General features: G+C 63.0%; 19 protein-coding genes and 1 tRNA gene. 11 read left to right on the top strand and 9 right to left on the bottom strand.

Annotation, left to right across the window (positions count from 1 at the left end):
- Positions 1 to 176: 176 nt before the first annotated feature.
- Together LAN37_01350 and LAN37_01355 are read right to left on the bottom strand one after the other, a co-directional pair.
- Positions 177 to 653, bottom strand: coding sequence for a hypothetical protein (locus tag LAN37_01350; protein MBZ5645851.1), 477 nt, complete (start codon positions 651 to 653; stop codon positions 177 to 179).
- A 1,144-nt stretch (positions 654 to 1,797) separates the two neighbouring features.
- Positions 1,798 to 2,214: a hypothetical protein gene (locus LAN37_01355; protein ID MBZ5645852.1), complete on the bottom strand. Its 417-nt coding sequence runs from the start codon at positions 2,212 to 2,214 to the stop codon at positions 1,798 to 1,800.
- A gap of 476 nt (positions 2,215 to 2,690) precedes the next feature.
- On the opposite strand from LAN37_01355, the gene LAN37_01360 reads away from it, so the two are divergent.
- The 5 genes from LAN37_01360 (at position 2,691) to msrB (ending at position 6,049) form a co-directional block, all read left to right on the top strand.
- The gene (locus LAN37_01360; protein ID MBZ5645853.1) at positions 2,691 to 4,130 is read left to right on the top strand and encodes a hypothetical protein; all 1,440 of its coding nucleotides are present in this window, start codon (positions 2,691 to 2,693) and stop codon (positions 4,128 to 4,130) included.
- A gap of 55 nt (positions 4,131 to 4,185) precedes the next feature.
- Positions 4,186 to 4,275, top strand: a tRNA-Leu gene (locus LAN37_01365).
- 244 nt (positions 4,276 to 4,519) lie between these two features.
- Positions 4,520 to 4,747 (top strand): hypothetical protein, encoded by a 228-nt coding sequence (locus LAN37_01370; protein MBZ5645854.1) that lies wholly within the window; start codon positions 4,520 to 4,522, stop codon positions 4,745 to 4,747.
- 159 nt (positions 4,748 to 4,906) lie between these two features.
- Positions 4,907 to 5,521, top strand: coding sequence for a DUF47 family protein (locus LAN37_01375; protein MBZ5645855.1), 615 nt, complete (start codon positions 4,907 to 4,909; stop codon positions 5,519 to 5,521).
- Positions 5,522 to 5,653: 132 nt separating this feature from the next.
- Positions 5,654 to 6,049 (top strand): peptide-methionine (R)-S-oxide reductase MsrB, encoded by a 396-nt coding sequence (msrB, locus tag LAN37_01380; protein MBZ5645856.1) that lies wholly within the window; start codon positions 5,654 to 5,656, stop codon positions 6,047 to 6,049.
- A gap of 67 nt (positions 6,050 to 6,116) precedes the next feature.
- Here msrB and LAN37_01385 read toward each other — a convergent pair whose 3' ends face one another.
- From LAN37_01385 to LAN37_01400, 4 genes are all read right to left on the bottom strand, one after another.
- A complete protein-coding gene (locus LAN37_01385) occupies positions 6,117 to 7,118 on the bottom strand; it encodes a radical SAM protein (GenBank protein MBZ5645857.1) in 1,002 nt (333 codons plus the stop codon).
- Positions 7,119 to 7,196: 78 nt separating this feature from the next.
- Positions 7,197 to 8,645: a (Fe-S)-binding protein gene (locus LAN37_01390; GenBank protein ID MBZ5645858.1), complete on the bottom strand. Its 1,449-nt coding sequence runs from the start codon at positions 8,643 to 8,645 to the stop codon at positions 7,197 to 7,199.
- 139 nt (positions 8,646 to 8,784) lie between these two features.
- On the bottom strand, positions 8,785 to 11,118 hold the full coding sequence (locus LAN37_01395) for a protein kinase (protein ID MBZ5645859.1): 2,334 nt from the start codon (positions 11,116 to 11,118) through the stop codon (positions 8,785 to 8,787).
- Between the two features lie 154 nt (positions 11,119 to 11,272).
- A complete protein-coding gene (locus LAN37_01400; GenBank protein ID MBZ5645860.1) occupies positions 11,273 to 11,698 on the bottom strand; it encodes a hypothetical protein in 426 nt (141 codons plus the stop codon).
- A 638-nt stretch (positions 11,699 to 12,336) separates the two neighbouring features.
- Here LAN37_01400 and LAN37_01405 point away from each other — a divergent pair.
- Both LAN37_01405 and LAN37_01410 read left to right on the top strand, forming a co-directional pair.
- Positions 12,337 to 13,368 (top strand): inorganic phosphate transporter, encoded by a 1,032-nt coding sequence (locus LAN37_01405; protein MBZ5645861.1) that lies wholly within the window; start codon positions 12,337 to 12,339, stop codon positions 13,366 to 13,368.
- A 202-nt stretch (positions 13,369 to 13,570) separates the two neighbouring features.
- Positions 13,571 to 15,013 carry a hypothetical protein gene (locus LAN37_01410; GenBank protein ID MBZ5645862.1) on the top strand — a complete coding sequence of 481 codons (1,443 nt, stop codon included), beginning with the start codon at positions 13,571 to 13,573 and terminating at the stop codon, positions 15,011 to 15,013.
- Between the two features lie 15 nt (positions 15,014 to 15,028).
- Here the strand turns inward: LAN37_01410 and LAN37_01415 are convergent, their stop codons facing one another.
- Together LAN37_01415 and LAN37_01420 are read right to left on the bottom strand one after the other, a co-directional pair.
- A complete protein-coding gene (locus LAN37_01415; protein ID MBZ5645863.1) occupies positions 15,029 to 16,867 on the bottom strand; it encodes a lipase maturation factor family protein in 1,839 nt (612 codons plus the stop codon).
- A gap of 230 nt (positions 16,868 to 17,097) precedes the next feature.
- The gene (locus tag LAN37_01420) at positions 17,098 to 17,628 is read right to left on the bottom strand and encodes an STAS domain-containing protein (protein MBZ5645864.1); all 531 of its coding nucleotides are present in this window, start codon (positions 17,626 to 17,628) and stop codon (positions 17,098 to 17,100) included.
- 138 nt (positions 17,629 to 17,766) lie between these two features.
- Here LAN37_01420 and LAN37_01425 point away from each other — a divergent pair, with 138 nt between their 5' ends.
- Complete coding sequence (locus LAN37_01425) at positions 17,767 to 18,000, top strand: hypothetical protein (GenBank protein MBZ5645865.1); 234 nt, start codon at positions 17,767 to 17,769, stop codon at positions 17,998 to 18,000.
- 88 nt (positions 18,001 to 18,088) lie between these two features.
- Complete coding sequence (locus LAN37_01430) at positions 18,089 to 19,174, top strand: radical SAM protein (protein MBZ5645866.1); 1,086 nt, start codon at positions 18,089 to 18,091, stop codon at positions 19,172 to 19,174.
- A 47-nt stretch (positions 19,175 to 19,221) separates the two neighbouring features.
- Here the strand turns inward: LAN37_01430 and LAN37_01435 are convergent, their stop codons facing one another.
- On the bottom strand, positions 19,222 to 19,944 hold the full coding sequence (locus tag LAN37_01435; protein MBZ5645867.1) for a DUF1326 domain-containing protein: 723 nt from the start codon (positions 19,942 to 19,944) through the stop codon (positions 19,222 to 19,224).
- 262 nt (positions 19,945 to 20,206) lie between these two features.
- On the opposite strand from LAN37_01435, the gene LAN37_01440 reads away from it, so the two are divergent.
- Together LAN37_01440 and ribB are read left to right on the top strand one after the other, a co-directional pair.
- Positions 20,207 to 21,766 (top strand): B12-binding domain-containing radical SAM protein, encoded by a 1,560-nt coding sequence (locus tag LAN37_01440; GenBank protein MBZ5645868.1) that lies wholly within the window; start codon positions 20,207 to 20,209, stop codon positions 21,764 to 21,766.
- Positions 21,767 to 21,805: 39 nt separating this feature from the next.
- Positions 21,806 to 22,972 carry a 3,4-dihydroxy-2-butanone-4-phosphate synthase gene (ribB, locus tag LAN37_01445; protein ID MBZ5645869.1) on the top strand — a complete coding sequence of 389 codons (1,167 nt, stop codon included), beginning with the start codon at positions 21,806 to 21,808 and terminating at the stop codon, positions 22,970 to 22,972.
- Positions 22,973 to 22,999 lie beyond the last annotated feature (27 nt).

A 22,999-nucleotide genomic window follows, 5' to 3' on the forward strand; every position in this document is an offset into this window, starting at 1 on the left:
AATCGGCTTTAGCCGCTGAGGACAAATCTTGCCAAGTCTGCGGAACCCCAGTGGCTAAAGCCTCTCTCAACTCGCCGTGGAAGCCCCCGCTTTTAGGCTCGATTCACCTTCCATCCCGCGACCATGCGTGCGCCACCGTGGAAGCCCCCGCCTTTAGGCGGGGGTTCAGTTTGGCGTTAGAAAGACCCGGCTTTAGCCGCGGTCAGATTGAATTCGTCGGTGATCTCTGCGATCTCTGCGGTGGAATCCGCATACGCCGGATCGGCGCACGCTCGGATCTCGAGGCCTCCCTCGCTCCGCCCGCGCCGCGGACGCAGTAGCAGGTGCCACGCTTCCCGGTACTTCTCCAGCCGTCCCCGGCTGTTCGGAATGTGCGGATAAAAACCGAGGCCCTTGTTGCGGCTGGCCACGGCAGCCGGGATGATGTACCAAGCCTCTTCCGGTACGATGCATACGGCGACGAAGTCCACCGCTCCCTCTCGGTAGCGAGGCCCCGTCACCACGCTGTACTCCCCGTGGTTCGCCCGCCGCCAGCACGACTTGACTTGGATCGCCAGCACTGCCCCGCTCGGGGTGCAGGCCAGGAAGTCAAACGCTTGGCTGTCGCTGAACGGCCGGCAAACCACCAGCCCCATGCCGGTCGCTTTAGTCATGAAATCCATCTCTGCCCATTCCCCCTTCCGCTTCTGGTGAGACACACGGGGGCGCAGGCGCGCTTGCGCATAGTTTTTCTTTTTCATTGTCTTGGGAGGAGAGGCACGACCAGACCTTCTCTTGCCCCTCTCTGATTCCAGTATGGCAGATGGGGCGGGGTGAAAGTACCACGCTCCAGATTTTTGTTTCCCGATTGTTTGCAGAAACTTACGGACGAATCCAGATTTCCAGCGTCTTGACAAGAGTTCGCTGCCGACTGACGACCGCCGACGGCTTTCCTACTCTCTACTTCCAGTATGACAAATCGGAGGGGGTGAATCCGACATTTTCCACAAATTTATAGTCGGAATGGAATCAAAGGGTTGCGGCAAAAGCGCGACTGGAGGGGGCTTGACAAGATTCCGCCCGGGAAATTCCGCGGCGCCATTCGCTGTACACGATCTGGAGCCGCTCCAGATTTTGTGTTCATCCCCTCGTGGCCTGGATCACGGGCCACCCTCTTGGAACGGTGCCCCAAAAGTCGTAACTGGTGATATGGTCTGTTCTCGACAGTTATCCTGCATCTGCTGGATTGACCAAGAGCTACATGCGCCAGCGGCCAGTGACGGCCGTCACAGACGCCCTGCGCGGTCGCCTAGCTCCTCAGCTGCCGCGCGCCGATCTTTATGCGACTCGTTGCGTGGCTGGCCGGTGGTAAGCTCACACTTTTTTCCGGGCTTGGCGCCACAGGTGGGGCAACGCACCTTTAGGGCGTGATTCTCTTTGCCGGTTTTCATGGCGGCATTAATGCACGTTGCTCGGTGACACGATGTTCGGTTTTGACCACAGTGCCCGTGGATTTCAAACTGACCCACTACCAAAGTTTCCCACCGTTCGCACCCGAGCGCAGCACCATGCACGCTGACCGTCATGCGCTCGCTTGTGCTGGTTGCCGGTGAGAAGGGCATTAATGAGATGTTCCGCAGGGCCCTCTTGTGGTCGCTGAGATCGGATACACAATCTGTGGAGGAGCATTTTGTAACTGGCGATATGGTCTGTTCTCAACAGTCAGCCGCCGAGCACTCGTTTCTGAGTAGCCCGTTACACGTCCAGTTGACTGCGAGAGCTATCGAGCGGGCCTGAATTGGGAACCGGGTTGCTCGTTTATGCCACCGGCTTATTGAGCAGCCGATCTGGCGGTGGCTGCAATTCCTCGGGCGTCGCGGCGCGCAATTCCCGTTCGATGCTGGCCACCGACTCTTGCAGCACCTGGAACAGCTCGCGCTCCGACGGCGCATAGCTGGCGTAAGCAATGGCTTGGAGCGCGTTGCGCACCCGATCATTGAGGCGGATTAGCTTGGACAGGTGCTGGTACAGGTCGGCTTGACGCTGTTCGATGGCTTCGTGCCTGGCGTTCCAAGCGGCGAGAAGGACCCAGACCACACCAGCGCTGGCCAGCGCTGGCGGAGACGAGGCAAGCAATACGTAGGCCCACGGCGGCTGCCGCAGCAGCAATAAGAAGTGGATGGCCCACCAGACCAAGCCGGAGAAAAAGGCCACGATACACCAGACTACAACCATCGTCAGCCATACTCGGGCGCGGGTGGAACAGCAGGTAGCATACAACCACTCCGAGGCGGGCACCGTCCGTCTCCCTTCCTGGAAATTATTCCAATCCTGTTACCTGCAGTCTTGCGCCCTTTCTTCTTCATGACGACAGGGCGTTTGACAGCCAGGGAATCTCCTTCACGGAGACTGTGTGCACCAGCCCTCGCCAAGTAAAGCAAATTAGAGCCCAGTTGCGATTCCTCCATCGGTCCTTCCCGATTTGGAACCCTCAAACCGACAGGCGCGCTTGGGCCGCCCTGAAAACCTGCTCGGATTCAGTGCTATGACGAGCACGATGCGGAGTCCTTACGCCGAGCTGGCCTCCTTCGACGGCGCGCCAACCCGTCGCCGATCCCGCCCGCTCAACATGGGGACATTGGATATGTGCGCTGACGTAACCAAGTCTGATTCTTGGCACGGCCGCCGATTGCAACCATAATCAGCCCCCGATGGCCTCCAACCGAATTGCTTCCGGCTGCCTCGTGCTGTTCGGTCTCCCATTCGCCGCCGCCGGCCTTTTCTCCATCTGGATGTCCTCTCAGGCCAAGACTCCCAAGGAAGCCCTGGTCACCATCCTTGTGGGATCCGCCTTCACGTTGGTCGGCTTCGGTCTCATGGTCTCCTCCTTCTTGGGCAGCAAGAAGGCCTCCGAGACTGATCGCCTGAAGTCGCTCTATCCCGGCCAGCCCTGGATGTGGCGCACCGACTGGGCCAGCGGCGTTTCCCGCAGCCGCAACGCCTCCGCGGCCGTAGGAATGTGGGCGGTCGCCATTCTGTGGAACCTTGTCTGCGCCCCGGGCGCGATCCTGGTCTTGCCTAACCTGGCTCGCAAAGGAGACGCGCACGCGCTCTTCTTCCTTCCCTTCATCGGCGTTGGGATCTGGCTCCTGATCGACGCTCTTCGCAAGACCATTCGCCGTGTCGAATTCGGCGTCGGGGTTCTCGACTTGCGCTCCCCTCCCTACAAGCTGGGTGGACCGCTCGAGGGCGCCATCCACGCGCGTTTCCACCACATGCCGGAAAAAAGCGTGAATCTCCGCTGCACCTGCATCCAGCGCACCGTTTCCGGCTCGGGCAACAGCCGCTCCGTCAACGAGCAGATTCTGTGGCGGGATGAGGCCTCCGTCCCGCCTTCCGCTTTGGCCCAGACTCCCGAGGGCGTGACCATCCCCATTTCCTTCCATATCCCGCCCGACCAGCAGGAGACCTACGCGGAAGATCCCAGCAACCAGATCGAGTGGACCGTTCAGGCCACCGCCGACGTCCCCGGCGTCGACTACGACGACTCCTTCGAAGTCCCGGTCTACGGCAAAGTTGCGGCCCCGGGCACCGACGCTGGATCCGCCGCCGACGCCGCCGCGCCCGGTTCTGTCTCTGAACCTGAAAGCCACACCATCCTCGTCCAGCCGACCGCCGAAGGCGTTCAGTTCTACTTCCCCGCCGACCGCAATCCCGGCGCAGCGGCCGGTATCACCGTCTTCTTCCTGATCTTCACCGGCATCGTCGTTTTTCTTGTGCAAGGCGGCGCGCCCTTGATCTTTCCTGTCGTCTTCGGTCTGGCCGACGCGCTCATCTTCATCGCCGCCTTGTATCAATGGTTCGGGACGTCGAAGGTGACGATCGGTCCGGGCCAGCTCACCGCCCACGGCGGGATCTTCGGCATCGGCCCCACCCATGTCGTTCCCCTCTCCGACATCGCCTCCATCGCCTACGCCATCGGCATGCAGTCCGGCGGAGCCCAGGGCACTCCTTACTACGACATTCGCCTCACGCAAGCCTCCGGCAAGCAGATCACCCTCGGCAGCGGCGTGAAGGACAAGAAGGAACTCGAGTGGCTTCTGGCGCAGATGCGCACCGCCTGCGGTCTAAAGCCCCGCAGCGGCGAATGATACTTTCTGCGCCTTGGTACTCGTGCGGCTGCTGTGTGACAATGCACTATCGGCCGCCCGGGTGGCGAAACTGGCAGACGCACGGGACTTAAAATCCCGAGGGGCTCACCGCTCCGTGAGGGTTCAACTCCCTCCCCGGGCACCAAAATCCTCCAGCCCCGGATTTCTCCTCGGTCTTATGCGTAAGCGCTTATGAATCAATGGCTTAGCCTATTCCCAGCACTGAATTACCGTTCACTTTGCCCTTGCTTTCCGCAGCCAAAGGCGTAGAATATCAAGTTTTGGCGCGAGCCTGTCGAGCCCGTGAATACGGCTTCGTTGAATCATCCGACATTCGCCCGCATCCAACACTTTAGGTACCTCTCATAAAGGCAGGACGAATAGACATAATGGCAAAGCGACGTGGAAATCCAAATTGGGGAAAGCCGGAGCCGATCGGGCCGGTGATCCCCACGGTGACTTCGTTCGAGCAGGCGGTGAAGGAATTCAAGCTCGAGCCGGACCAGTACCTGCGCTCGACGCGTCTGCGCGAATGGGCTCGCCGCAACAAGAATTCGAAGTACATCCCCGAGACCCTGCTGCAGGCCTGGGGCTTCGAGATCGAGTCGACTCTGTAACGAGCCGACCGCCGACGCATCCCCATGGGCCGCCGCGAGGCGGCCCATTCTTCTTGTGCCACACAAGACCGAGGTTTGACGTGGTTTCCCCGCGAATGAGATAGTGGTGCGCTTGAGGGGACGGGAGCAGAGCCGTCCGCGAAAACGAGGAGCGAGCCCATGGTCCGGCTGGTGCCGCACGAGACGAAATTCTTCGAAATGTTCGCCGACATGTCGGCGAACCTGACGGAGGGCGCGCGGGTGCTACTGGAGCTGCTGCGCACCGGCCAGGACATCCCCATCAAGGCGCAGCGCATCAAGGAGCTGGAACACCGCGGCGACGACATGACGCACGCGGTCATCACCAAGCTCAACCAGACCTTCATCACCCCCTTTGACCGCGAGGACATCCACAAGCTGGCCAGTTCGCTGGACGACGTGCTGGACTACATCCACGCGGCCGCCGACCGGCTCATCCTGTACAAGATCATCCGCATCCCAGCGCCGGCCATCGAGCTGGCGCAGATCGTGGTCAAGCAGTGCGAACAGCTCTCGCAGGCAGTGGCGCACCTGGAGAAGCACGACAACGTGCTCGACTACTGCGTGGAGATCAACCGGCTGGAGAACGAGGCCGACCACGTGGTGCGCCAGGCCATCGCCCGGCTCTTCGACGAAGAGAAAGACCCCATCGCCCTGATCAAGATCAAAGAGCTGTACGAAGTGCTGGAGATGGCCACCGACAAGGCCGAAGACGCGGCCAACGTGCTGGAGTCGGTGGTGGTCAAGAGCGCCTAACAGGAATTGGTAATTTGTGATTGATTGGCCGCCTCCTCCATTCCCTCCTTCGCTACAGAGACGCAGACGCACCGGGAAGTCTTTCGACCTGTATCACCACCGCGTCATCTAATCGGCCACGGAGAGACCGCGATGGCGGAGAAGATAAACAAAACCGAAGCTGAATGGCGGCGCGAGCTTTCGCCGGAGCAGTATCACGTTCTCCGGGAGAAAGGGACCGAGCGCGCTTTCAGCGGCCAGTATGCGCACACGAAGACGGCGGGGGTTTATCGCTGTGCTGCCTGTGGACAGGAGTTGTTCGCCTCCGACACCAAGTTCGAATCGGGCAGTGGGTGGCCGAGTTTCTTTCAGCCAGTTGCACCCGACCGGGTTGAGTCGCACGAAGACACCACTTACGGGATGCGTCGGGTCGAAGTGATCTGTTCCCGGTGCGAATCGCACCTGGGGCACGTGTTTCCGGACGGCCCGCGCCCGACGGGACTGCGGTATTGCATCAACTCGGCATCGTTGAAGCTGGAGGAGAAATAAAGTACCCAGTACTCGGTACTCAGTACCCAGCTGAAGAACTTCATCTCCGCGGATGAACGCGTCGCGGTCAGTGTGCCTTCACCGAAAAGAACCCGCTCACGTTCTCCCACAGCAATTGCGGGAAGGTCTTGTCGAGGTAGGAGCGGATGGAGACGTAGCACTCGTCGCAGTCGTTGGTGGGGGTGAACTCCGCCGCCATGCGCGCGTACTCCTCCAACCGGTAGCGCTGGAAGACCATGGAGCAGGGCTGCAGCCAGCCGTCGCAGGTCACCACCAGGAAGCGGTGGCCGGCCTTGCAGCCCGCCATCCCGCCCTGCTCGAAGAAGCGCCGGGTGGAGGCCAGGGTGGTGGGCGAGTTCACGATCCAGTTGGTGCGGTCGCGGCGGGCCTCCACCGCATCCAGCTCGCGGCTGAGTGCGGCCAGTTGCTCGGGCGTGGTGAGCGAGTAGTCGCGGCAGCCGGTACGGCGCGCCGAGTACGAGCTGTAGCAGATGTTCACGCCCCACTCCCGCGCCTTGTCCGCCAGCCGGCCGATCTCGCCGACATTCTCGCTGGTGATGCAGGAATTCAGCACGATGTCGTCGTAGCCGTGGCGCACCAGCCGTGGCACGAGGTCGCTGAGATGCCCGTACAGCCCGGGATATCGGCGGAAGTCGTCGTGCCGTTCGTCGGGAAAATCCAGGCTGACGGAGAACTGGTCCACGCCCGCCCGGTGGAGCGCCAGGTACATCTCCTCCGTCATGTCCGACCAGTTGGAGACCAGGATGGTGTAGGGCACGCCCGAGCCCGCCTTGATGCTGCGCACGATCTCCACCAGGTCGCGGCGCAGCAGCGGCTCGCCGCCCGACACCTGCACCACGCACGGCCGCAGCACATCCATGTAGCGGCGGTAGTCGGCGGGCTTCAGTTGGCGCGAATCGTCCCTGGGGCCGCCGTGGTCGCAGTGCCTGCAAAAGCACGTGCAGGAGTCGGTGACTTCGAAGGAAACGACGATGGGCCGTCCGGCCGGCCAGTTCCGCGAGCCTCGCCCGATGATGTGCAGCGAATCGACGAAGGAAACCTTGCGCATGCGACGTGATCACCTCGTACGTTAGTGCGCGAAGCTGATGCTAGTCCCGCGCAGCAACCTGGCGCAATCCGAAACCGTTCACCGCCATTCCCACTGCAGGAAGCCGGGCCGCACCGCCGCAATCGAGTTCGCGACCAGCTCCGCCAGGCCGCCATACAAGATCCGGTTCTTCTCCCAGGGAGCGTGTTCCGCCAGCAGGTCGCGCAATTGCGTTTTGCAGTCGCCGCAGGGCGCGCACAGGTACTTGCGCGTCTCCGCGTCCAGGCACTCGGAGAAGGCGTCCAACACCTGATCCATCTTCTTGCGCCCGGCCACCCGCACGCGCCAGTCGCGGGCTTCCTTGATGTGGACGAGCCCGCCCCCGCCGCCGCAGCAGTAGTTCCGCTCCGCCCACGGATCCATCTCGCGGAACTGCGGGCAGAGACGGCGCAGGACCTCGCGCTGCGGCTCCACCACTCCGCGCCGCACCAGGTTGCAGGAATCGTGCAGCGTTACCGGAAAGTCGTTGCGGAGCGGATCGAACTCCACGCGGCCGCTGCGTACGACGTCGCGGATCAGCGTCACCACGCTCTGGCGCGGCACATTCAGCTCGCCGTGGGCCAACCGCTCATCCTCCACGCAGAGCGCGCGGCAGGCCTCGCCGGACTCTCCGACCACGATCTTCTTCGCCTTCAAGCCGCAGGCAATGTGGGCGTAGCGCCGCACCGATTCCAGTAGCTGAGTCCCCTCGCGCGAGAATGTATCCCCGAGATCGTCCCCGGCCAGCTGCGACGACATCGTCCACTTGATCCCGGCGCGAGTCAGGATCAGGCCCAAGGCGCCCACGTTTTCCGGCCAGTCGAGGACGGCGGACGCGGGCTGGACCAGCAGCACCTCGGCGCCCTCGACGTCCCACGGCGTGTGGAACTCGATGCCTGCGCGCCGGCTGGTGTGCTGGTCGATTTCCGCGATCCGGCCGCGCACCCCTGCCGCGTCGGCGTGGCGTTCGACAATGGGGGCAACCCCCATCTCGTGAAAGACGGTACGCAGCGCGCGGGCCACCAGGGCGTGGCCGGCGGCGTGGCAGCTCTGGGCGCATCGGCCGCACAGGTTGCACCGGTATGCCATCTGCGCCAGCCGGGCGACCAGAGGCCAATCCAGCTCCACGTCCCCGCGCCACCAGGTCGAGACCCGGCCGCCGCTTTTCACATGTTTGAAGTAAAGGCGTCGAAGGATGTCTGCCCGCAGCCCCGGCCGGTAGCGCTCGTCCCGGCCACTGCCCTCGAAGACATGACACGCCGCCGCACAACGCGGACAGCTCGCCGAATGTCGCAGCGCATGCAGCAGCCGGCCACTCAGTTCAGGGTCGCTGCCAGCTTCGAAGAGCTTCCTTACTCCTGCGAGGAATCGCGCGACCAGCGCCCGCTCTTCCTCGGCGGACTGCGGCCGCGGCAGCGCGACGACACAGTCCAAGCGCGAGTTGTCTACCGCCAGGCTCATGCCTGCCCGGCAGCCTACCCCCAGCGTGCACGCGCCTGTGTGACGCACGTCACCCCTCATTGTGCACAGCGCACGCCAGCCCGATGGCTGGAACGGATCGTGAGGGCGGGTGACGGGTGAGAAGGTCTGTTATCACCAGTTGAGGTATCCCGCGCGCGTGGCTTTCGGATAGGTGTCAGCTTGGCCACTACGACTTTGGCAGGTTCATGCGGCGGACCAAGTCCTGGAAGCGTGGATCGGAGCGTAGGGGCTTGTAAGGGATCTCGATCCTGATCCAAGGCATATAGCCAGCGTGGGAACTGAAACACACTTCCAGCCATCGGAATGCAGCATCCTTTTCCCCTAAGGCTGTGTAGATTTCGGCTAGACCCCACGGATTCAAGCCCACGGGTTCCTTTTCCAGTTCAGCCGCTACCCTCCGCGCCGCTTCCCACTGGCCAGCTAAGGCGTAGGTATACCCGAGGGGCCATCTCCAAGCAGAGCTGGCGACACCCGCTTTTCGGTGCGCGGCGATGGCCTGCGGGTACATCCCCTTCTGTGCGTAGGCGGCTCCTAAGATGTAAAGCCCGACCGGGAAATTGGGATCCAATTCGAGCGACTTCTGGGCTGCGTCAATCGCCTTGTCGCTTCTTCCTGCCTCCCAGTACTGCCATCCTAGCCATGCACTCCAGAGGGGCGTCAGCGGATCCAATTCTCGGGCTCGTTCCATTTCTGCGATGGCTTCATCTAAGGGACGAACTAGCTGGAGATACCACGAATAGTGGACGTGCCCTTGGGCTAGATTGGGGTTGATCTCCAATGCGCGACGGAAAGACTGTTCCGCACCCGGCCAATCCCAATCCTGATAGAGTTTGATCTCGGCTAGGGCTTCATGGGCTTCCGCCAGCGATTCATCGAGTTGCAATGCCTTAAGTGCTGCCGCCCGGGCTAGAGGAAAGGTTTCAGGCGCCTGCTCATGACCCATCATGCCGTAACCGAGCGCCAGTTCGGCGTACGGCAAGGGGTTCATCGGGTCTTTCTTGATTGCCTCTTGCAGATATGCCAGACCTTTTTGGAATCCTTCCGGCGTGTATTTGTTCAGATAGAACTTCCCCTTGAGGTAGGCCTCGTAAGCTTCGGGATTGACGGGGCGAGCGGTTGCCAGCCGCGCCTTTTCCTGCGGACTGAGCTGGAGTCGGATTGCCTGCGTGATTGCGGAGACGATGTCGTTCTGCAGCGATAGAACATCGCGCAACTGGCGCTCGTAGCGGTCTCCCCACAGTTGTTGTTCGGAAGATGCCTGGATAAGGTGGGCCGTGATTTGCACCCTGTCTCCGGAGCGCAGCACCGATCCGCTGATCAGAGCATCTACCCCAAGTTCCTTTGCGATCTGTGACAGCGGCTTGCTGGTCTTGCGATAGCCCATCACCGACGAGCGAGCGATCACCCGTTTGATGCCCCCGAGCTTAGCCAAGTCGGTGATCAGAGCTTCGTGGACGCCGTCGGCGAGGTAGTCCTGTTCCGGATCGCCCGACAGATTCTCCAACGGCAGCACAGCCAGCGACTCGACGCGTGGCACGCCCCCAAGCACGCGAGTACGAATGCGCTCGTAATTCGCAGCCGCAACAATCAACAGCAGCAGCGCGATGCTAGCAGCGGCCATCAACCAGCGCCGCCGGGCCAGCGCATAGCGCCAAGCGGCCCACGAAACCTCGCCCGCTCGAATCGCCTCCAGCGCCGCCCGTACTTCTCCGGCCCGCTGATAGCGGCGGCCGGGGTCCTTCTCCAAGCAACGACCGATCACCGCACGCAGTTCCAAGGGGAGTTTGCTCGGCAGTTCCCTAGGTGGCTGGTCGAGGATCGCTGAACTCACCTCGTAACCTGTCTGCCCGCGGAAGGGCAGCTTACCCGTGGCCATCTCATAGAGCACCACCCCCAGGGCCCAGATGTCGCTGTGCTCGTCGCCCGGCTGACCGCGCAACTGTTCGGGAGCCATGTAGGCCAGCGTGCCGGCCACCGTCCCCGGCGCAGTCAGAGACTCCTCCGAGCGCGTTACTTCATCCAGCACCTCCCGACTAAGCCGCTTGGCCAAACCAAAGTCCAGGATCTTGGCTCGACCATCGTGCGTGATCACGATATTGGCGCTCTTCAGATCGCGGTGCACGATGCCGCGTTCGTGTGCGTGCGCCAATGCATCGGACAACTGTGTGCCCAGGCGCGTGACATCATCGGCTGACATCGGCCCGGGTGTAAGTCGCGCACTTAAGGTCGTCCCCTGGACCAGCTCCATCGCGATATAGGCCTGGCCATCGTCCTCACCGACTTCGTAAACTGTGCAGATGTGGGGGTGATTCAGAGCAGCCGCCGACCGGGCCTCACGCAGCAGACGGGCGCGCGCCGCGGGATCGGTGAAGGTGCTCAACGGAAGGACTTTGAGGGCTACGTCGCGCTGGAGTTGCTCATCATGAGCGCGGTAGACCACACCCATACCACCAGCACCGATTTGCCCCAGAATGCGGTAATGGGATAGCGCGGCTTCCATGGCGGCCTCTCCTGATGGCCCGCCTGGGTTCGCTCCCAAAGCTGCGTAAACAATAGTGCTGGCGAGAGTTCTCGGCAGTGATGGCGGTCACGCGGCAGAGTATCCGCGTAACTGTCGATAAATCCTCTTCTCACCAGTGATCCCTCTCTAGGTATCAACCACAAAGGTCGCAGGCAGCGGACAGCAGTTGCCAAGCATCGCGATACCGCTCCCACTGGCCTCGGGAGTTGGAGCGGTGGGGGAAGAAGGCGATCTTCTGGAGGCCTCGGATGGCGCTGGTGGGGATGATGTACCAGGCGTCGTGGGGGACGATGTAAACGGCGAAGAAGTCGACGGCGGATTCGGGGTACGGGGTCTTGTGCAGGCCGCCGCCGGTGTTGACGGCGAACCAATGGCGGTTCTTGACCCAGCAGGAGCGGACCTGGACACGGGAGAGGCGTCCGGCGGCGTCCACGATGAAATCGTAGGCCGTGGGGTCGCCGTAGGGCCGGGCAACGCGCATGCCCAGACCCAGCGCCTTGAGCGTGAAGCACAGTTCTACCCACTCGCCTTTCACTTTGTTGTGGGCGAGAGAAAGCATGAGGGATCTCGGATTTGCCGTAAAGATAGGGGTCCTTCGACTCGGCGCGCCCAACCACAGGTCGCGCCTCGCTCAGGATGACACCCTCAAAATTCAGAGCAAGATGTAAGAGGCAGGGGTCCCCCCGCTTCAGCTCGGGGCAGGCACTTCGACTTGGCGCGCCCAACCACAGGTCGCGCCTCGCTGAGGATGACACCCTCATCCCTAGCTGATTGTTGATTTGAGGGTGAAGAACTCTGGAATGGGTGGGGGCACAAAAAGGCCGGTCGCGGCGGACCGGCCTTCTTTCCTTACTCTCTAAGTTAATTATAGCACACCGCAGGGGTCAAGAGTGCCATTTTCCACAAAGATATATTTCCGTTGTGGTCAGCAAGATAGGGGGAATTGTGGAGTTTTTGCCTATTGACCACAATCTGGAGCGGCTCCAGATTGTGCAGTCAGAAGGCCAGCGCTGAAGCGCCAGTCCGCGCGGCCATCGTTGGCCGGCCTAAAGGCCGGCGTTTCCACCAGCAGTGCCTGGAGGTTTGACGCTGGTTGGGGGCGGATGAGATATTCTCCCTTCGATGAAAGGCCCTCATCCAGAGATGTTCCCGAACGCGGCGCGCGCCGAGGCAGCATAAGTGGACACTGGATTTCTGCTGCTCTTGCTCACCGTCGCCTTTGCGCTGATCTTCGATTTTCTGAACGGCTTCCACGACGCCGCGAATTCCATCGCCACGGTGGTTTCCACGCGGGTGCTGTCGCCCAAGCTGGCGGTAGCCTGGGCGGCATTCTTCAATTTCGCCGCCGCCTTCCTGCTGGGGACGGCGGTGGCCAAGACCATCGGCAAGGGCATGATCTCGCTGGATATCGTCACCCAATACGTGGTGCTGGCGGGGCTGCTGGGGGCGATCGTGTGGGACCTGCTGACCTGGATATGGGGGCTGCCGACCTCGTCGTCGCACGCGCTGATCGGGGGCTACGCAGGTGCGGCCATGGCGCGCGCCACCATCCTGCACGGCTTCGATCACGCCTTCGACGTCATCATCCCCGGGGGCTGGACCAAGACGCTGATCTTCATCGTGGTGGCGCCGCTGATGGGCCTGGTGCTGGGGTGGACGATCATGACCGCCATCTACTGGACCCTGCAACACAAGACGCCGCGTTCGGTGGACACCTGGTTCCGCAAGCTGCAACTGCTCTCGGCGGCGTCGTATTCGCTGGGACATGGGGGCAACGACGCGCAGAAAACGATGGGCATCGTGGCCGGGGCGCTGTACACCGGCGGGATCATGAGCAAGGCCGACTTTGCCGCCGACTGGGGCAAGTATCATTGGCCGATCATCCTGGCGGCACACGCCGCCATCGCCGCGGGCACCTACCTCGGGGGCTGGCGGATCGTGCACACCATGGGGTCGAAGATCACCAAGCTCAAGCCGGTGGGCGGATTCGCCGCCGAGACGGCGGGAGCGGTCACGCTGTTCGGTACGGCGCTGGCGGGGATCCCGGTGAGCACTACGCACACCATCACGGGCGCGATCGTGGGCGTGGGGGCGACGCATCGGCTCTCGGCGGTGCGCTGGGGCGTGGCGCAGAGGATCGTGTGGGCGTGGATGCTGACCATCCCGGCATCTGCGGCGGTGGCGGCGGTGACTTTTTACCTGGTGCGGATGTTCGTGCCGACGGCGTGAGCAGTCCGCCCTCGGCGACCAGCACTCAGCCAGCCATCTCATCCAAACATCACAAGGAGCTTCATCTCCCGCGCAGGAACGCGGATTTTTCGCCGCGGAGTCAGCGAGCGTCGAACACTTGTTGACGGCCACGCGGCCACTCGGTAGCATTCGGCCGAAGGTTGCCCCCGCTCCCCGGAAAGAGCCAGTTCTCCGGGCTTTTGTGACCAAGAAAGCTGACATCGGCGACCGGGCCCCTGTCCCGCTGGACAACGCCTCCCAATGGCGAACAGCGCGTCGCCTGTATTCGCTCTACATGCCGCTGGTGAAGGTGTTCGGCATCGGAGCTCCCTGCCCTGAATTGGAGTCGCCGATCAACCGGAGCGAGCCGGAGGTGCTGGAGAGGGTGCTGCGGTGGTTCGACGAGATGGATGCCGGCATCCAGGTGCAACACTGGCGGCAACTGGCCCAGGTCAGCGATCTGTTCAATGAAGAGAATCTTCGTGACCTGGTCCAACGGCACCTGAAACCGGCGAAGGCCACTCCCGGCAATCGCGACAAAGTCGATTTTCTGGTGGTGCAGTACCTTGCTCATCGTTTGCCGGCCGAGACGGAGCGGCAAGATCTCACCCTGGAGCAGGTGGCGCAAGCACTGGAACCGGTGCTGGGGCACGTGGAAACCCCGCCGCGCTGGCTGCTGGACCTGGAAGAAACCACGTACGCTGCACGCCGCTGCCGCAACCTCCGCGAACTGTTGGACGAGCAGATCGTGGAGAAGGGCCGTACGGCCAAAGCGGCTGCGGGCGAGGGATACTACCGTCGTGGAGCGCTGATCGCCTTCGCCCGCTTCAACGTGTTCACCCGCCATGCATTTGCCCGCCATGCTGACGGCGAACTGCAGGCCATCCACCAGGCACTGGAAGCCCTGGAATCCAGCAATGTCTCGCGGATCGATGGAAGCCGCTTCGGCCTTTCGCCGGAGGAGTCGGTCGCTCGACTGCGACAGCTCCATGGGCAGTGGAAAGAAACGCCACGCGGCGCCTACACGCGCGATGACCTGCGGCAGTTGACACAGATGCGAACCGCGCTCGAAGACGCGGTGTCGAAATCGTGTGCGGCGCTCCCCGGCGAACCGCCCGCCCGAGCGCCCGCCAAAAGCAAGGCGGCGAGTGCGCCCCCCGAAGCGGGATCTTTCTCCCAGCTCTTCGATTCGCCGGCCCAAAGGCACGCCTTCGAGGAGTGGTATCTGGGCAGCCGGATGCTGGAGATCAGAGAGAAGGTGCAGACGACTCCTGACGCGGACGCCCTGGCTCCTCTGCACCTGGAGTTTGGCGAGATCAAACTGGTGCTCCGAGCCTGTGAAGCTGCGGCGTTCGCCCACCCCGGGGGCCTCTCGGCCCCCGCGCTGCAGCGCGGGGTGGCCATGCGAAGCGTTCTTCTGGACGCCTTGAACCGGTACCGGGCCATCTCCGACGCTGCCGACCTGGTCAGCGCTCTCAAGCTGGCGCATTCGGAAGCAGCCCGGATGCAGGAAGCGATCGCTGCGGCCGGCGACGCGCGCGACATCGATGCTGTCCTGAACCTTGCCGCCAGCGCGAAGCAGTTACTGGTCCTCATCGAAGAGGCTGATGCAACTCTCGACGCCGGCTTAGGTTTCGGAACTTGAGTGTGCGAAATCCCGCTAGCGCCTTCCGATGCGACGAAAGTCGGCTAGAGAGAGCGGTGGCAAGTACGCGCCCAGCAGCTCTCTGTGCCACCATGCACCCGTCTGGCGGCGTTCGCTCCAGGTGGTGAAGCGGTACTGATAGAGCTGCGCGCGGATGTAGCGCGGTGGCGCCGAGGGAAAAGGATCTTGCTTGAGCAGGCGGAGAACGCCGGGCGATCCCTCGAGCAGCCGATATTCAAACTCCAGGATCCACGGATTGTTCCGGTAATTGCCCAGAGCGGCAAACCACATCTGCCAGTCCAGGCGGGGCTGGTGGGGCGCGATCCAGGCCGGGCGCTGGTAGATGTTTCCGGGCTTGTACTTGAATTCGTACTCGCTCCAGGTGATGTTGTCGTTCGAGCCCTCGATCACGATCTCTGGACGCGACGTGGTCATCACCGCGAACAAACCGTAGCTGTTCACAATCTCCAACGGAGCCACGGCTGCCAACAGGTCGCTGCCGGTTTCGGAACGGAATCCCGCAGCCTCCAGCAGCACCGCGAGGCTGGCCAGGACAACCGCCGCCGACATCACTCCGACCGTCCATCGTTTCAAGCGGCCCGGCAGCGGCGAAGGACCGCGCATCTTGCCCGCCCAGCGCCGGGGCAGGATCCGCCCGAGGCGGGCATCGTCGAGCAGAAACAGGCAGAGCGTGATGGTCAGCAGATTGAAGAAGGTGTAGTTGCCGGTCAGAAGGATCAGGACCTGGAGCGAGATGAGAACGACCGCCGCAAGAAACCGCAGGCGTCTGGGAAAGATGATGAACCACGGCGCCACCAGCTCGATCGCCAGGACCGCCGCCGTGCTTCCCTGCTGAAACCACGCTGGAAGCTGCTGCACGTACCAGGCCAGCGGGGTCGGCAAAGGCTGAGTCTGATAGTGAAATTGCAGGGCGGTGAGGTTCCGCCAGGTGAGATCGCCGCTCAGCAATTTGACCGCTCCCGACATGAACACCAGCCGGAACAGCAGCCAGCGGAAGAGCCAGACCACGACGCGCGACCACCCCATAAAGATCGCCAGGAATCCGGCTTCCAGCAGCAGCGCGTCCCACTGGAAATTCATGAAAGGCTGTCCCGCGCTGGCCAGCGAAAGATACAGCAAGAACAAACCCACGCAGGCCAGACGCTTCCAGACGCCCAGAAACAAAAGCAACGCCAGCACTACGCCCGCGAGCCAGACCATGGCGATGGCAGCATCGCCGGCGTGAAACCAGAAGAGCGATGGCAGCAGCCGGTATCCGGCCGCGCCGTAGTATTGGCGCACGCTTGAGAGCGTGTCGCCGAGCGGCACGATTCCAGCTTCCCCGATCAGCCCCTGCGCTTGTACGCCGAACGAGATGAAGGCGATCAGGTAGACGATGGCCAGGGCACGCAAGAACAATCCTGATACCAGCAACTGCTTCTGCCGCACCGGAGTCCCCCAAAAGAACCTTGTCGCCTTGTAGGCAAAATCGCGGTGGCGCGCGATGAAGTCGTACGCCGCCTCACTGACGGGCGCAAATCCGGGGACACGCCGGTACGCCGGCAACAGCCACCGCCTCCCCGGGACGGCAGCTAGCGCCGAAAAGGCGGCGTGCGCCCCGCTCCGCCTTTCTCCATCAGGAAGGAGGAGCTGCACCGCGGAAGAAAAGGTGTCGCGGGGGATATCGGGAAACCGGCTCGCCGCCTGCTGGAAGGGCTCATAGCGAATGCTGTCGCCGGTCAGCTCGCGCCAGTAGTCCGCCCAGAGGCGGCAAAAGGAGCAATCGCCGTCATACACCAGCAGCGGTTTCGCCTTGTTCGTTTCTTCGATGGGCGGGAGCGGCTGATCAGTCACTGAAGGTCCACGGAGGGTCATTATGGCCTATCGAGACCAGGCGGCCGCAAGAGAGGGCCAGGGCCCGGCTCGCAGCTCTGGGACCGCTGCACAGGCGAGACCATCTGCGGGCGACCGAGGCACGGCCATAACCGGCCGGCCGAGGCGGGCTTTATCAATTCATCCTGAGGGACGAGATGTGAGCAACGGGGCGAACGGTGGGCTCCCCGACCAGCATGGTGGCCGCCCGCCTAGGATGCGCGCCGACAGGCAGAAGCATCGCCAAAGGAAGCCAAACCCTCCGCTTCCGTCCCGTGACATTCCAGTGCCTGGGTGAGGTGGGTCAGGGAGATGAGGCGGGCAACGTGTCCGGGCACGTTGCAGAGCCTGATGGCTCCGCCGGAATCGGAAGCTAACGCAGCCATGTCCGCCAGCAGCCCGAGTCCGGCAGCGTCCATGGCCTCGACTTCCCCGAGGTGCAGCAACGCCCGACGTTTCTCGGCCAGCACACTACCGATCTGGGTGGCCAGTAGCTGGATCCCGTTACCGAAAGTCAGTCGCCCTTTGCAGTGAACAACGACCACATCACCCACCGAACGACAATCAAACCGCAAGCTCATCTCTGACCCTTGGAAACCAATTTCGCGGCCAACGCGCGGCCGGCTGAAGACCAGCCTTCCCGTGCGGTCTCTAAGAACATACGCAGCGGGAAGACTGACGGTTCCTGCCATCTCGGGTGGCGAAATGAGAGAACCACCACCCGCCGAGATCGGGACTTTCATGAGTAATTAGACGCATCTCGCGGAGAAAAGTTAGAAAACAATCCCCTGTCCGCCCAGCGATCCACCGGGAGCCCACGAAATGATCTAGAATAGCGGGGCGTGGGAGGCCCTTCGAGACCAGTCCGTTCGTTGTTCGCGGTGCTTTGCGCACTGGCACTGGCCGGCATCCTCATTTCTCCTGCCGTCCCGAGCCCACCGACAGTCGTGGGCAAGGCCATCGGCGCCGCAGTCTCTGTGCTAGTGGCGGCTGTGCTGCCGCCGCCATGCTCCCTGCGCGCCCTTGTGATGCGCTTCACGTACGGCGCCCCTGAAATGGACGCCCGCGCCGCCGAACCCGGCTCGGGTGATGTCGCCATTCCGCTCCTGCGCTAGACGCATCGATCGCTCAACCTTTATGCGCCCCGCAGCACTTGCGGACGCACCAGCAGTTGTCACACGGAAATGACCTCGAGGAGAGTCGATGAGCAGCACAAGCGCAAATTGCAAATCGCCTGGCATCAAACCTCTGGAACTCATGTCGGCGTGGTTCCGGATCCTGAACGGCCGGGCCCCGATGCTGTCGATCGAGATCACGCGGGAGTGCCCGCTGCATTGCCCCGGATGCTACGCCTACGACGAGGCGCACCTGGGCGGCAGGACCACACTCCGGCAACTCAGCGACCTCCGCGGGGACGCGCTGGTGAACGGTGTCCTTGACTTGGTGAAGAAGCACCGCTCGCTGCACGTGTCGCTGGTCGGCGGGGAGCCGCTGATGCGCAAACCGGAACTGGAGCGGATCCTGCCCGCGTTGAGCGAGATGGGCATCTTCAGCCTGCTGGTGACCAGCGCCGTGGCCCCCATCCCGCGCGAGTGGAAGCAGATCCCGCGCTTGAAGATCACGGTGTCGGTGGACGGGCTTCCGGAGCATCACGACGTGCGCCGCGCGCCCGCGACCTACGAGCGCATCCTGCGCAACATCGAGGGCCTGCGCATCAACGTGCACCTGACCATCACGCGCCCGATGGTGCAAAGCTCCGATTATCTCGACGAGTACTTCCGGTTCTGGACCTCACGGCCGGAGGTCGATCGCATCTGGGTGAGCACGTACACCCCGCAGGTCGGCGAGCAAAGCCCCGAGATGCTGACCCGGAGCGAGCGCCGCGACCTGATCGAGCGCATGGCGGGGTGGAGAGCGCGCTTCCCCCAGGTGCTGATGAACCCGTACATCGCGCACGCGTTCGAGAATCCGCCGCAGAACCCGTCTGACTGCGTGTTCGCCAAGATGTCGGTGAACTATTCCGCCGACCTGAATACGCGGGTGGAGCCCTGCATCTTCGGAGGCAATCCCGACTGCGCCCAGTGCGGCTGCGCCTCCAGCGTGGGGTTGCACTCGCTGCGCCGCATGAAGCTGGTCGGTCCGGTGAAGATCGGACACATGATCGGGGGCTCGATGAAGGTGGGCTCGTTCGCCAACCGCATCCGCCGCTCCATGGCTCCCGCGCGCTGGCAGAACGGCCAGACTAAGCCGACGGAGCTTACCCAGATCGGCGCGCAACGGGAGCAATAAGGATGGCCACGCCCGAGTGCGGCGTGGCCTGATTACGGCGAAGATCCTCAGTAGCTGCTCATCGGGCTGTCGCTCTTCGTGGCTACATCTTTCGAAGTGATGTCGAAGGTGAGCATGAAGCCGTTGGTGCCCTTGAATTCGTAAGCGTTGGGGCCCTCGCGGTACGTTTCGATCTCGTTGGGCATCATCACGAAGCCGTCGTTACGCGGTGTTCCCCAGTAGCGCACGTTCTTCAGGACCGCGGGCTCGTTGGTCAATCCCTGGAAGCGCTTCAGCTTGACCTCCGCCGTCTTGCCGCCGTTCAGGGTGGCGTGCGCGGAGTTCTTGTCGAAGGTCCAGGTGTCGATATTGCCCTCATCCGTCTGGAACGATTTCCATTTCACCGGGAAGACGTGCCCGAGGATCTCACCCAGAGCCTTTCGCTGTTCCGGCGTGGTGGCTTTGTCAAAGGTGACCACCGCCCAATCCAGCTGGCCCTGCGAGAAATCGCCGCCCAGGTCGCCGTGGATCCAGAATTTCGCCCCGTCCAAGCTCACCTCGCCGTAATGGCCGTGGTTGACCTTGTAGGCGTTGTTGAACTTGCAGTAGTGCGCCATCTTTCCGTTGTCGTGGTGTGCGGTCGGATGAGGATTGAAGTAGCAGGGACAGAAATGTGTGCAGCTACACGCCTCGATCGCGGTGGCATTCAACGCCCAGCCGGCGGGCGGAGAAGAGTGCCCCACCGTGACCCCCAACAACGCAATGACAGCAAGCAATCCGAGCTTGCGCATACCTTCACCCCCCTATGGGCCCGAGATTATGCGCCTAACCCGCGCCGGACCGCAAGGTGGAATCAGGACAATAAGGCATTGCGGCGTTTGACATCCAGCTGTCACCCGGGTCTAATCCGTGCGTGGGGACTACCGGTCGTCCGACCTCGCCTCCGAGTGCTTCCCTCATCTCTCGCCGGCAACGCCGTAAACGCGGAATGAGTCCTTTCTAACAGGCGGTCTGATCCGGTCGCCGCTGCGGTTCGCAGGAGAATCGTCGATCATGAGAATCCATCTCGTGAATCCGAGCAGTGTCTCGTTCGGAACCGCGGTGATCACGCCGCGCTGGCTGTACGTGCTGGCCGGCGCCACTCCGAAGGACTTCGGCGATCCGATCATCACCGACGAGACCCTGGAGCAGGTTGACCCGCAGCGGATCCTGCCCGGAGACGTGGTTGGGATCGGCATCCACACGGCGAACGCGCTGCGCGGATACGAGATCGGTCGGATCGCAAAAGGCCGTGGTGCGCACGTCATTTTCGGCGGCATCCATGCCACGCTCTACCCCAACGAAGCGCGGGAACTGGGCGCCGCGGATGCGGTCGTGCAGGGGGATGGCGATGTCGTGTGGCCGCTGGCTCTGAACGACTGCTCCCGCGGCGCCTGCCAAGCCATCTATGCCGGCGGCCGGATCGAGGCGGACAGGTTTGTACCGGCACGATGGGACCTGGTCCCCCGCAGCCGCTACATGTGGGCGTCGGTGCAAACCGTGCGCGGGTGCCCCAAGCACTGTTCCTTCTGCTCGGTATGGCGCACCGACGGGCAGCGGCCACGCCAACGTTCCTCCGACGCGGTCATCGAAGAGATTGTCCAGCTTCGTCGTCTGGGCTTCCGTTTTGTCGCGCTGGCCGACGACAATTTCTACCCCGTCACTCTGACCGACCTGGATCTGGCGCGCCGCAATGGCCAGGGCGCACGTTTGGCGGAGCTGGAGTCCCTCCGGCAGGAGCGTTTCGAATTGATGTCCCGCCTGGCGCAGCTTCCGGATGATATGGGTTTCTTCACCCAGATCACGATGGAAGCGGCCGAAGACCCAGCTTTCCTGGACGCGATGAAAGCGGCGCACATCAAAGGCGCCCTGGTGGGCGTCGAGTCCGTCACGCCCGAGGGTCTCAAGGACGTCTACAAGGACTTCAACCAGGCGGGTGATAACTTGGTGGAACGCCTGCGGACCTTCCGCCGCCATGGCGTGCACGTCCTTGGCTCCTTCATTTTCGGCCTGCCGAGCGACCGGCCGGAGACCTTCGCCGCCACCGCTTCCGTCGCCGACCGCTCCGAGCTGACTTTCGCCCAATTCGTGATGCTCACACCCTTCCCCGGGACCGTCGATTTCGAACGCTGGGAGAAGAAGTTGGGAGACCATCCGCAGGAGATCGCCGGCGTGCCCATCACCCGGCGCTGGCTCATCCCGCAGGCGCTTCGTCCGAAGCTCTACTGGCCCCATCCGACCATGTCAGCCGACGAGATCCGCGAGCGCACCCAGCAGGTGTGGGACAAGTTCTATGAGTGGGGCTCGATCTGGAAGCGATCCGCCTTCATCCGCTCCCGAAAAGGCCGCCTGGCTTTTCTTCTGATCTCCCGCATCTACCGGCACATGTACGCCGATACCGGCATCGCGACCGACAGCGCCCGCGTCTCCTGGTCCGCCCGCTGGACGCGCTGGATGGCCATACCGTGCCGCCTGCTTTTCGCGGGGAAGCCGATGGCTGGTCTCGAGGTTCCACAACTCGAAGACCGCTTTGGCGGCCGTCCATTCGACCCTTCCTCGGAGGCCGCCGACTAGCGGCCACACGCTCTTTGTTACAATTTCAGCGCAGACTCCATGAGCCCCAACGCCCCATTCTGTGACGTCCCCACCGCCATCGAGGAGATCCGCGCCGGGCGGATGATCGTGGTGGTGGACGACGAAGACCGCGAGAACGAAGGCGACCTGACGCTCGCCGCCGAGAAGGTCACGCCCGACGCCATCAACTTCATGGCCAAGCACGGGCGCGGGCTGGTGTGCCTGGCCATGACCGAGGAGCGGCTCGACGAGCTGCGTATCCCGCCCATGAGCGCGGAGAACACCTCGCAGTTCGGCACCGCGTTCTGCGAGGCCATCGACGCCAAGGAAGGCACCACCACCGGCATCTCGGCGCACGACCGCGCCCGGACCATCCAGGTGGCGCTCGATCCCAAGACCCGGCCCAGCGATCTGGCGCGTCCCGGGCACGTCTTTCCCCTGCGCGCGCGGCAGGGTGGCGTGCTGATCCGCGCCGGGCAGACCGAGGCTTCGGTGGACCTGGCGCGCCTTGCCGGGCTCAAGCCCGCGGGCGTGATCTGCGAGATCATGAACGACGACGGCACCATGGCGCGCGTGCCCCAGCTCATCGAGGTCTGCCGCGAGCATGGTCTGAAGATGCTGACCGTCGCCGAACTGATCCGCTACCGCATGCGCAACGAGCGGCTGGTGAAGCGCATCGGTGAGGCCATGGTGCCGACCCGCTACGGCGAGTTCCGCATGATCGCCTACGAGAGCCAGATCACGCACAACTCGCACATCGCGCTAGTCAAGGGCGACATCGAGCGGGCCGGCGGCCCGGTGCTGGTGCGCATGCACGCGCACTGCGTCATGGGAGACGTCTTCGGCGCCACCTGGTGCGACTGCCGCGACATCATCGACCGCTCCATGGAGATGATCGCGGAGAAGGGCCGCGGAGCGCTCATCTACCTGCACCAGACCTCGAAGGGATTCACCGTCGAGACCGCCGGAGACAAGTCCTCTCTGGTCTTCCACAAGGACGCGCGCGAGCCGGAGGCGCGCAAGTCGCAGAAGAAGATCCAGCGCGAAGCCGGCATCGGGGCGCAGATCCTGATCGACCTCGGACTGCGCGAAGTGCGCCTGCTCACCAATCATCCGCGCAAAGTGGTCGCCCTTGAGGGCTACGGCATCCACATCGTGGAGCAGGTCCCGGTGGCGGTGAGAGCAGCGGCCGGAACCGGTCGGTAAGCTCCAGATCACATCAGCAAAACCAAG

This window comes from Terriglobia bacterium (genome assembly GCA_020073495.1).
GTDB lineage: Bacteria > Acidobacteriota > Terriglobia > Terriglobales > Acidobacteriaceae > JAIQFD01.

Excerpts from the sequence above, each read along its gene's own strand:
- LAN37_01350 (MBZ5645851.1), bottom strand. The coding sequence starts at position 653 with ATGACTAAAGCGACCGGCATGGGGCTGGTGGTTTGCCGGCCGTTCAGC.
- LAN37_01355 (MBZ5645852.1), bottom strand. The coding sequence starts at position 2,214 with ATGGTTGTAGTCTGGTGTATCGTGGCCTTTTTCTCCGGCTTGGTCTGG.
- LAN37_01360 (MBZ5645853.1), top strand. The coding sequence starts at position 2,691 with ATGGCCTCCAACCGAATTGCTTCCGGCTGCCTCGTGCTGTTCGGTCTC.
- LAN37_01370 (MBZ5645854.1), top strand. The coding sequence starts at position 4,520 with ATGGCAAAGCGACGTGGAAATCCAAATTGGGGAAAGCCGGAGCCGATC.
- LAN37_01375 (MBZ5645855.1), top strand. The coding sequence starts at position 4,907 with ATGGTCCGGCTGGTGCCGCACGAGACGAAATTCTTCGAAATGTTCGCC.
- msrB (MBZ5645856.1), top strand. The coding sequence starts at position 5,654 with ATGGCGGAGAAGATAAACAAAACCGAAGCTGAATGGCGGCGCGAGCTT.
- LAN37_01385 (MBZ5645857.1), bottom strand. The coding sequence starts at position 7,118 with ATGCGCAAGGTTTCCTTCGTCGATTCGCTGCACATCATCGGGCGAGGC.
- LAN37_01395 (MBZ5645859.1), bottom strand. The coding sequence starts at position 11,118 with ATGGAAGCCGCGCTATCCCATTACCGCATTCTGGGGCAAATCGGTGCT.
- LAN37_01400 (MBZ5645860.1), bottom strand. The coding sequence starts at position 11,698 with ATGCTTTCTCTCGCCCACAACAAAGTGAAAGGCGAGTGGGTAGAACTG.
- LAN37_01420 (MBZ5645864.1), bottom strand. The coding sequence starts at position 17,628 with ATGAAAGTCCCGATCTCGGCGGGTGGTGGTTCTCTCATTTCGCCACCC.
- LAN37_01430 (MBZ5645866.1), top strand. The coding sequence starts at position 18,089 with ATGAGCAGCACAAGCGCAAATTGCAAATCGCCTGGCATCAAACCTCTG.
- LAN37_01435 (MBZ5645867.1), bottom strand. The coding sequence starts at position 19,944 with ATGCGCAAGCTCGGATTGCTTGCTGTCATTGCGTTGTTGGGGGTCACG.
- LAN37_01440 (MBZ5645868.1), top strand. The coding sequence starts at position 20,207 with ATGAGAATCCATCTCGTGAATCCGAGCAGTGTCTCGTTCGGAACCGCG.
- ribB (MBZ5645869.1), top strand. The coding sequence starts at position 21,806 with ATGAGCCCCAACGCCCCATTCTGTGACGTCCCCACCGCCATCGAGGAG.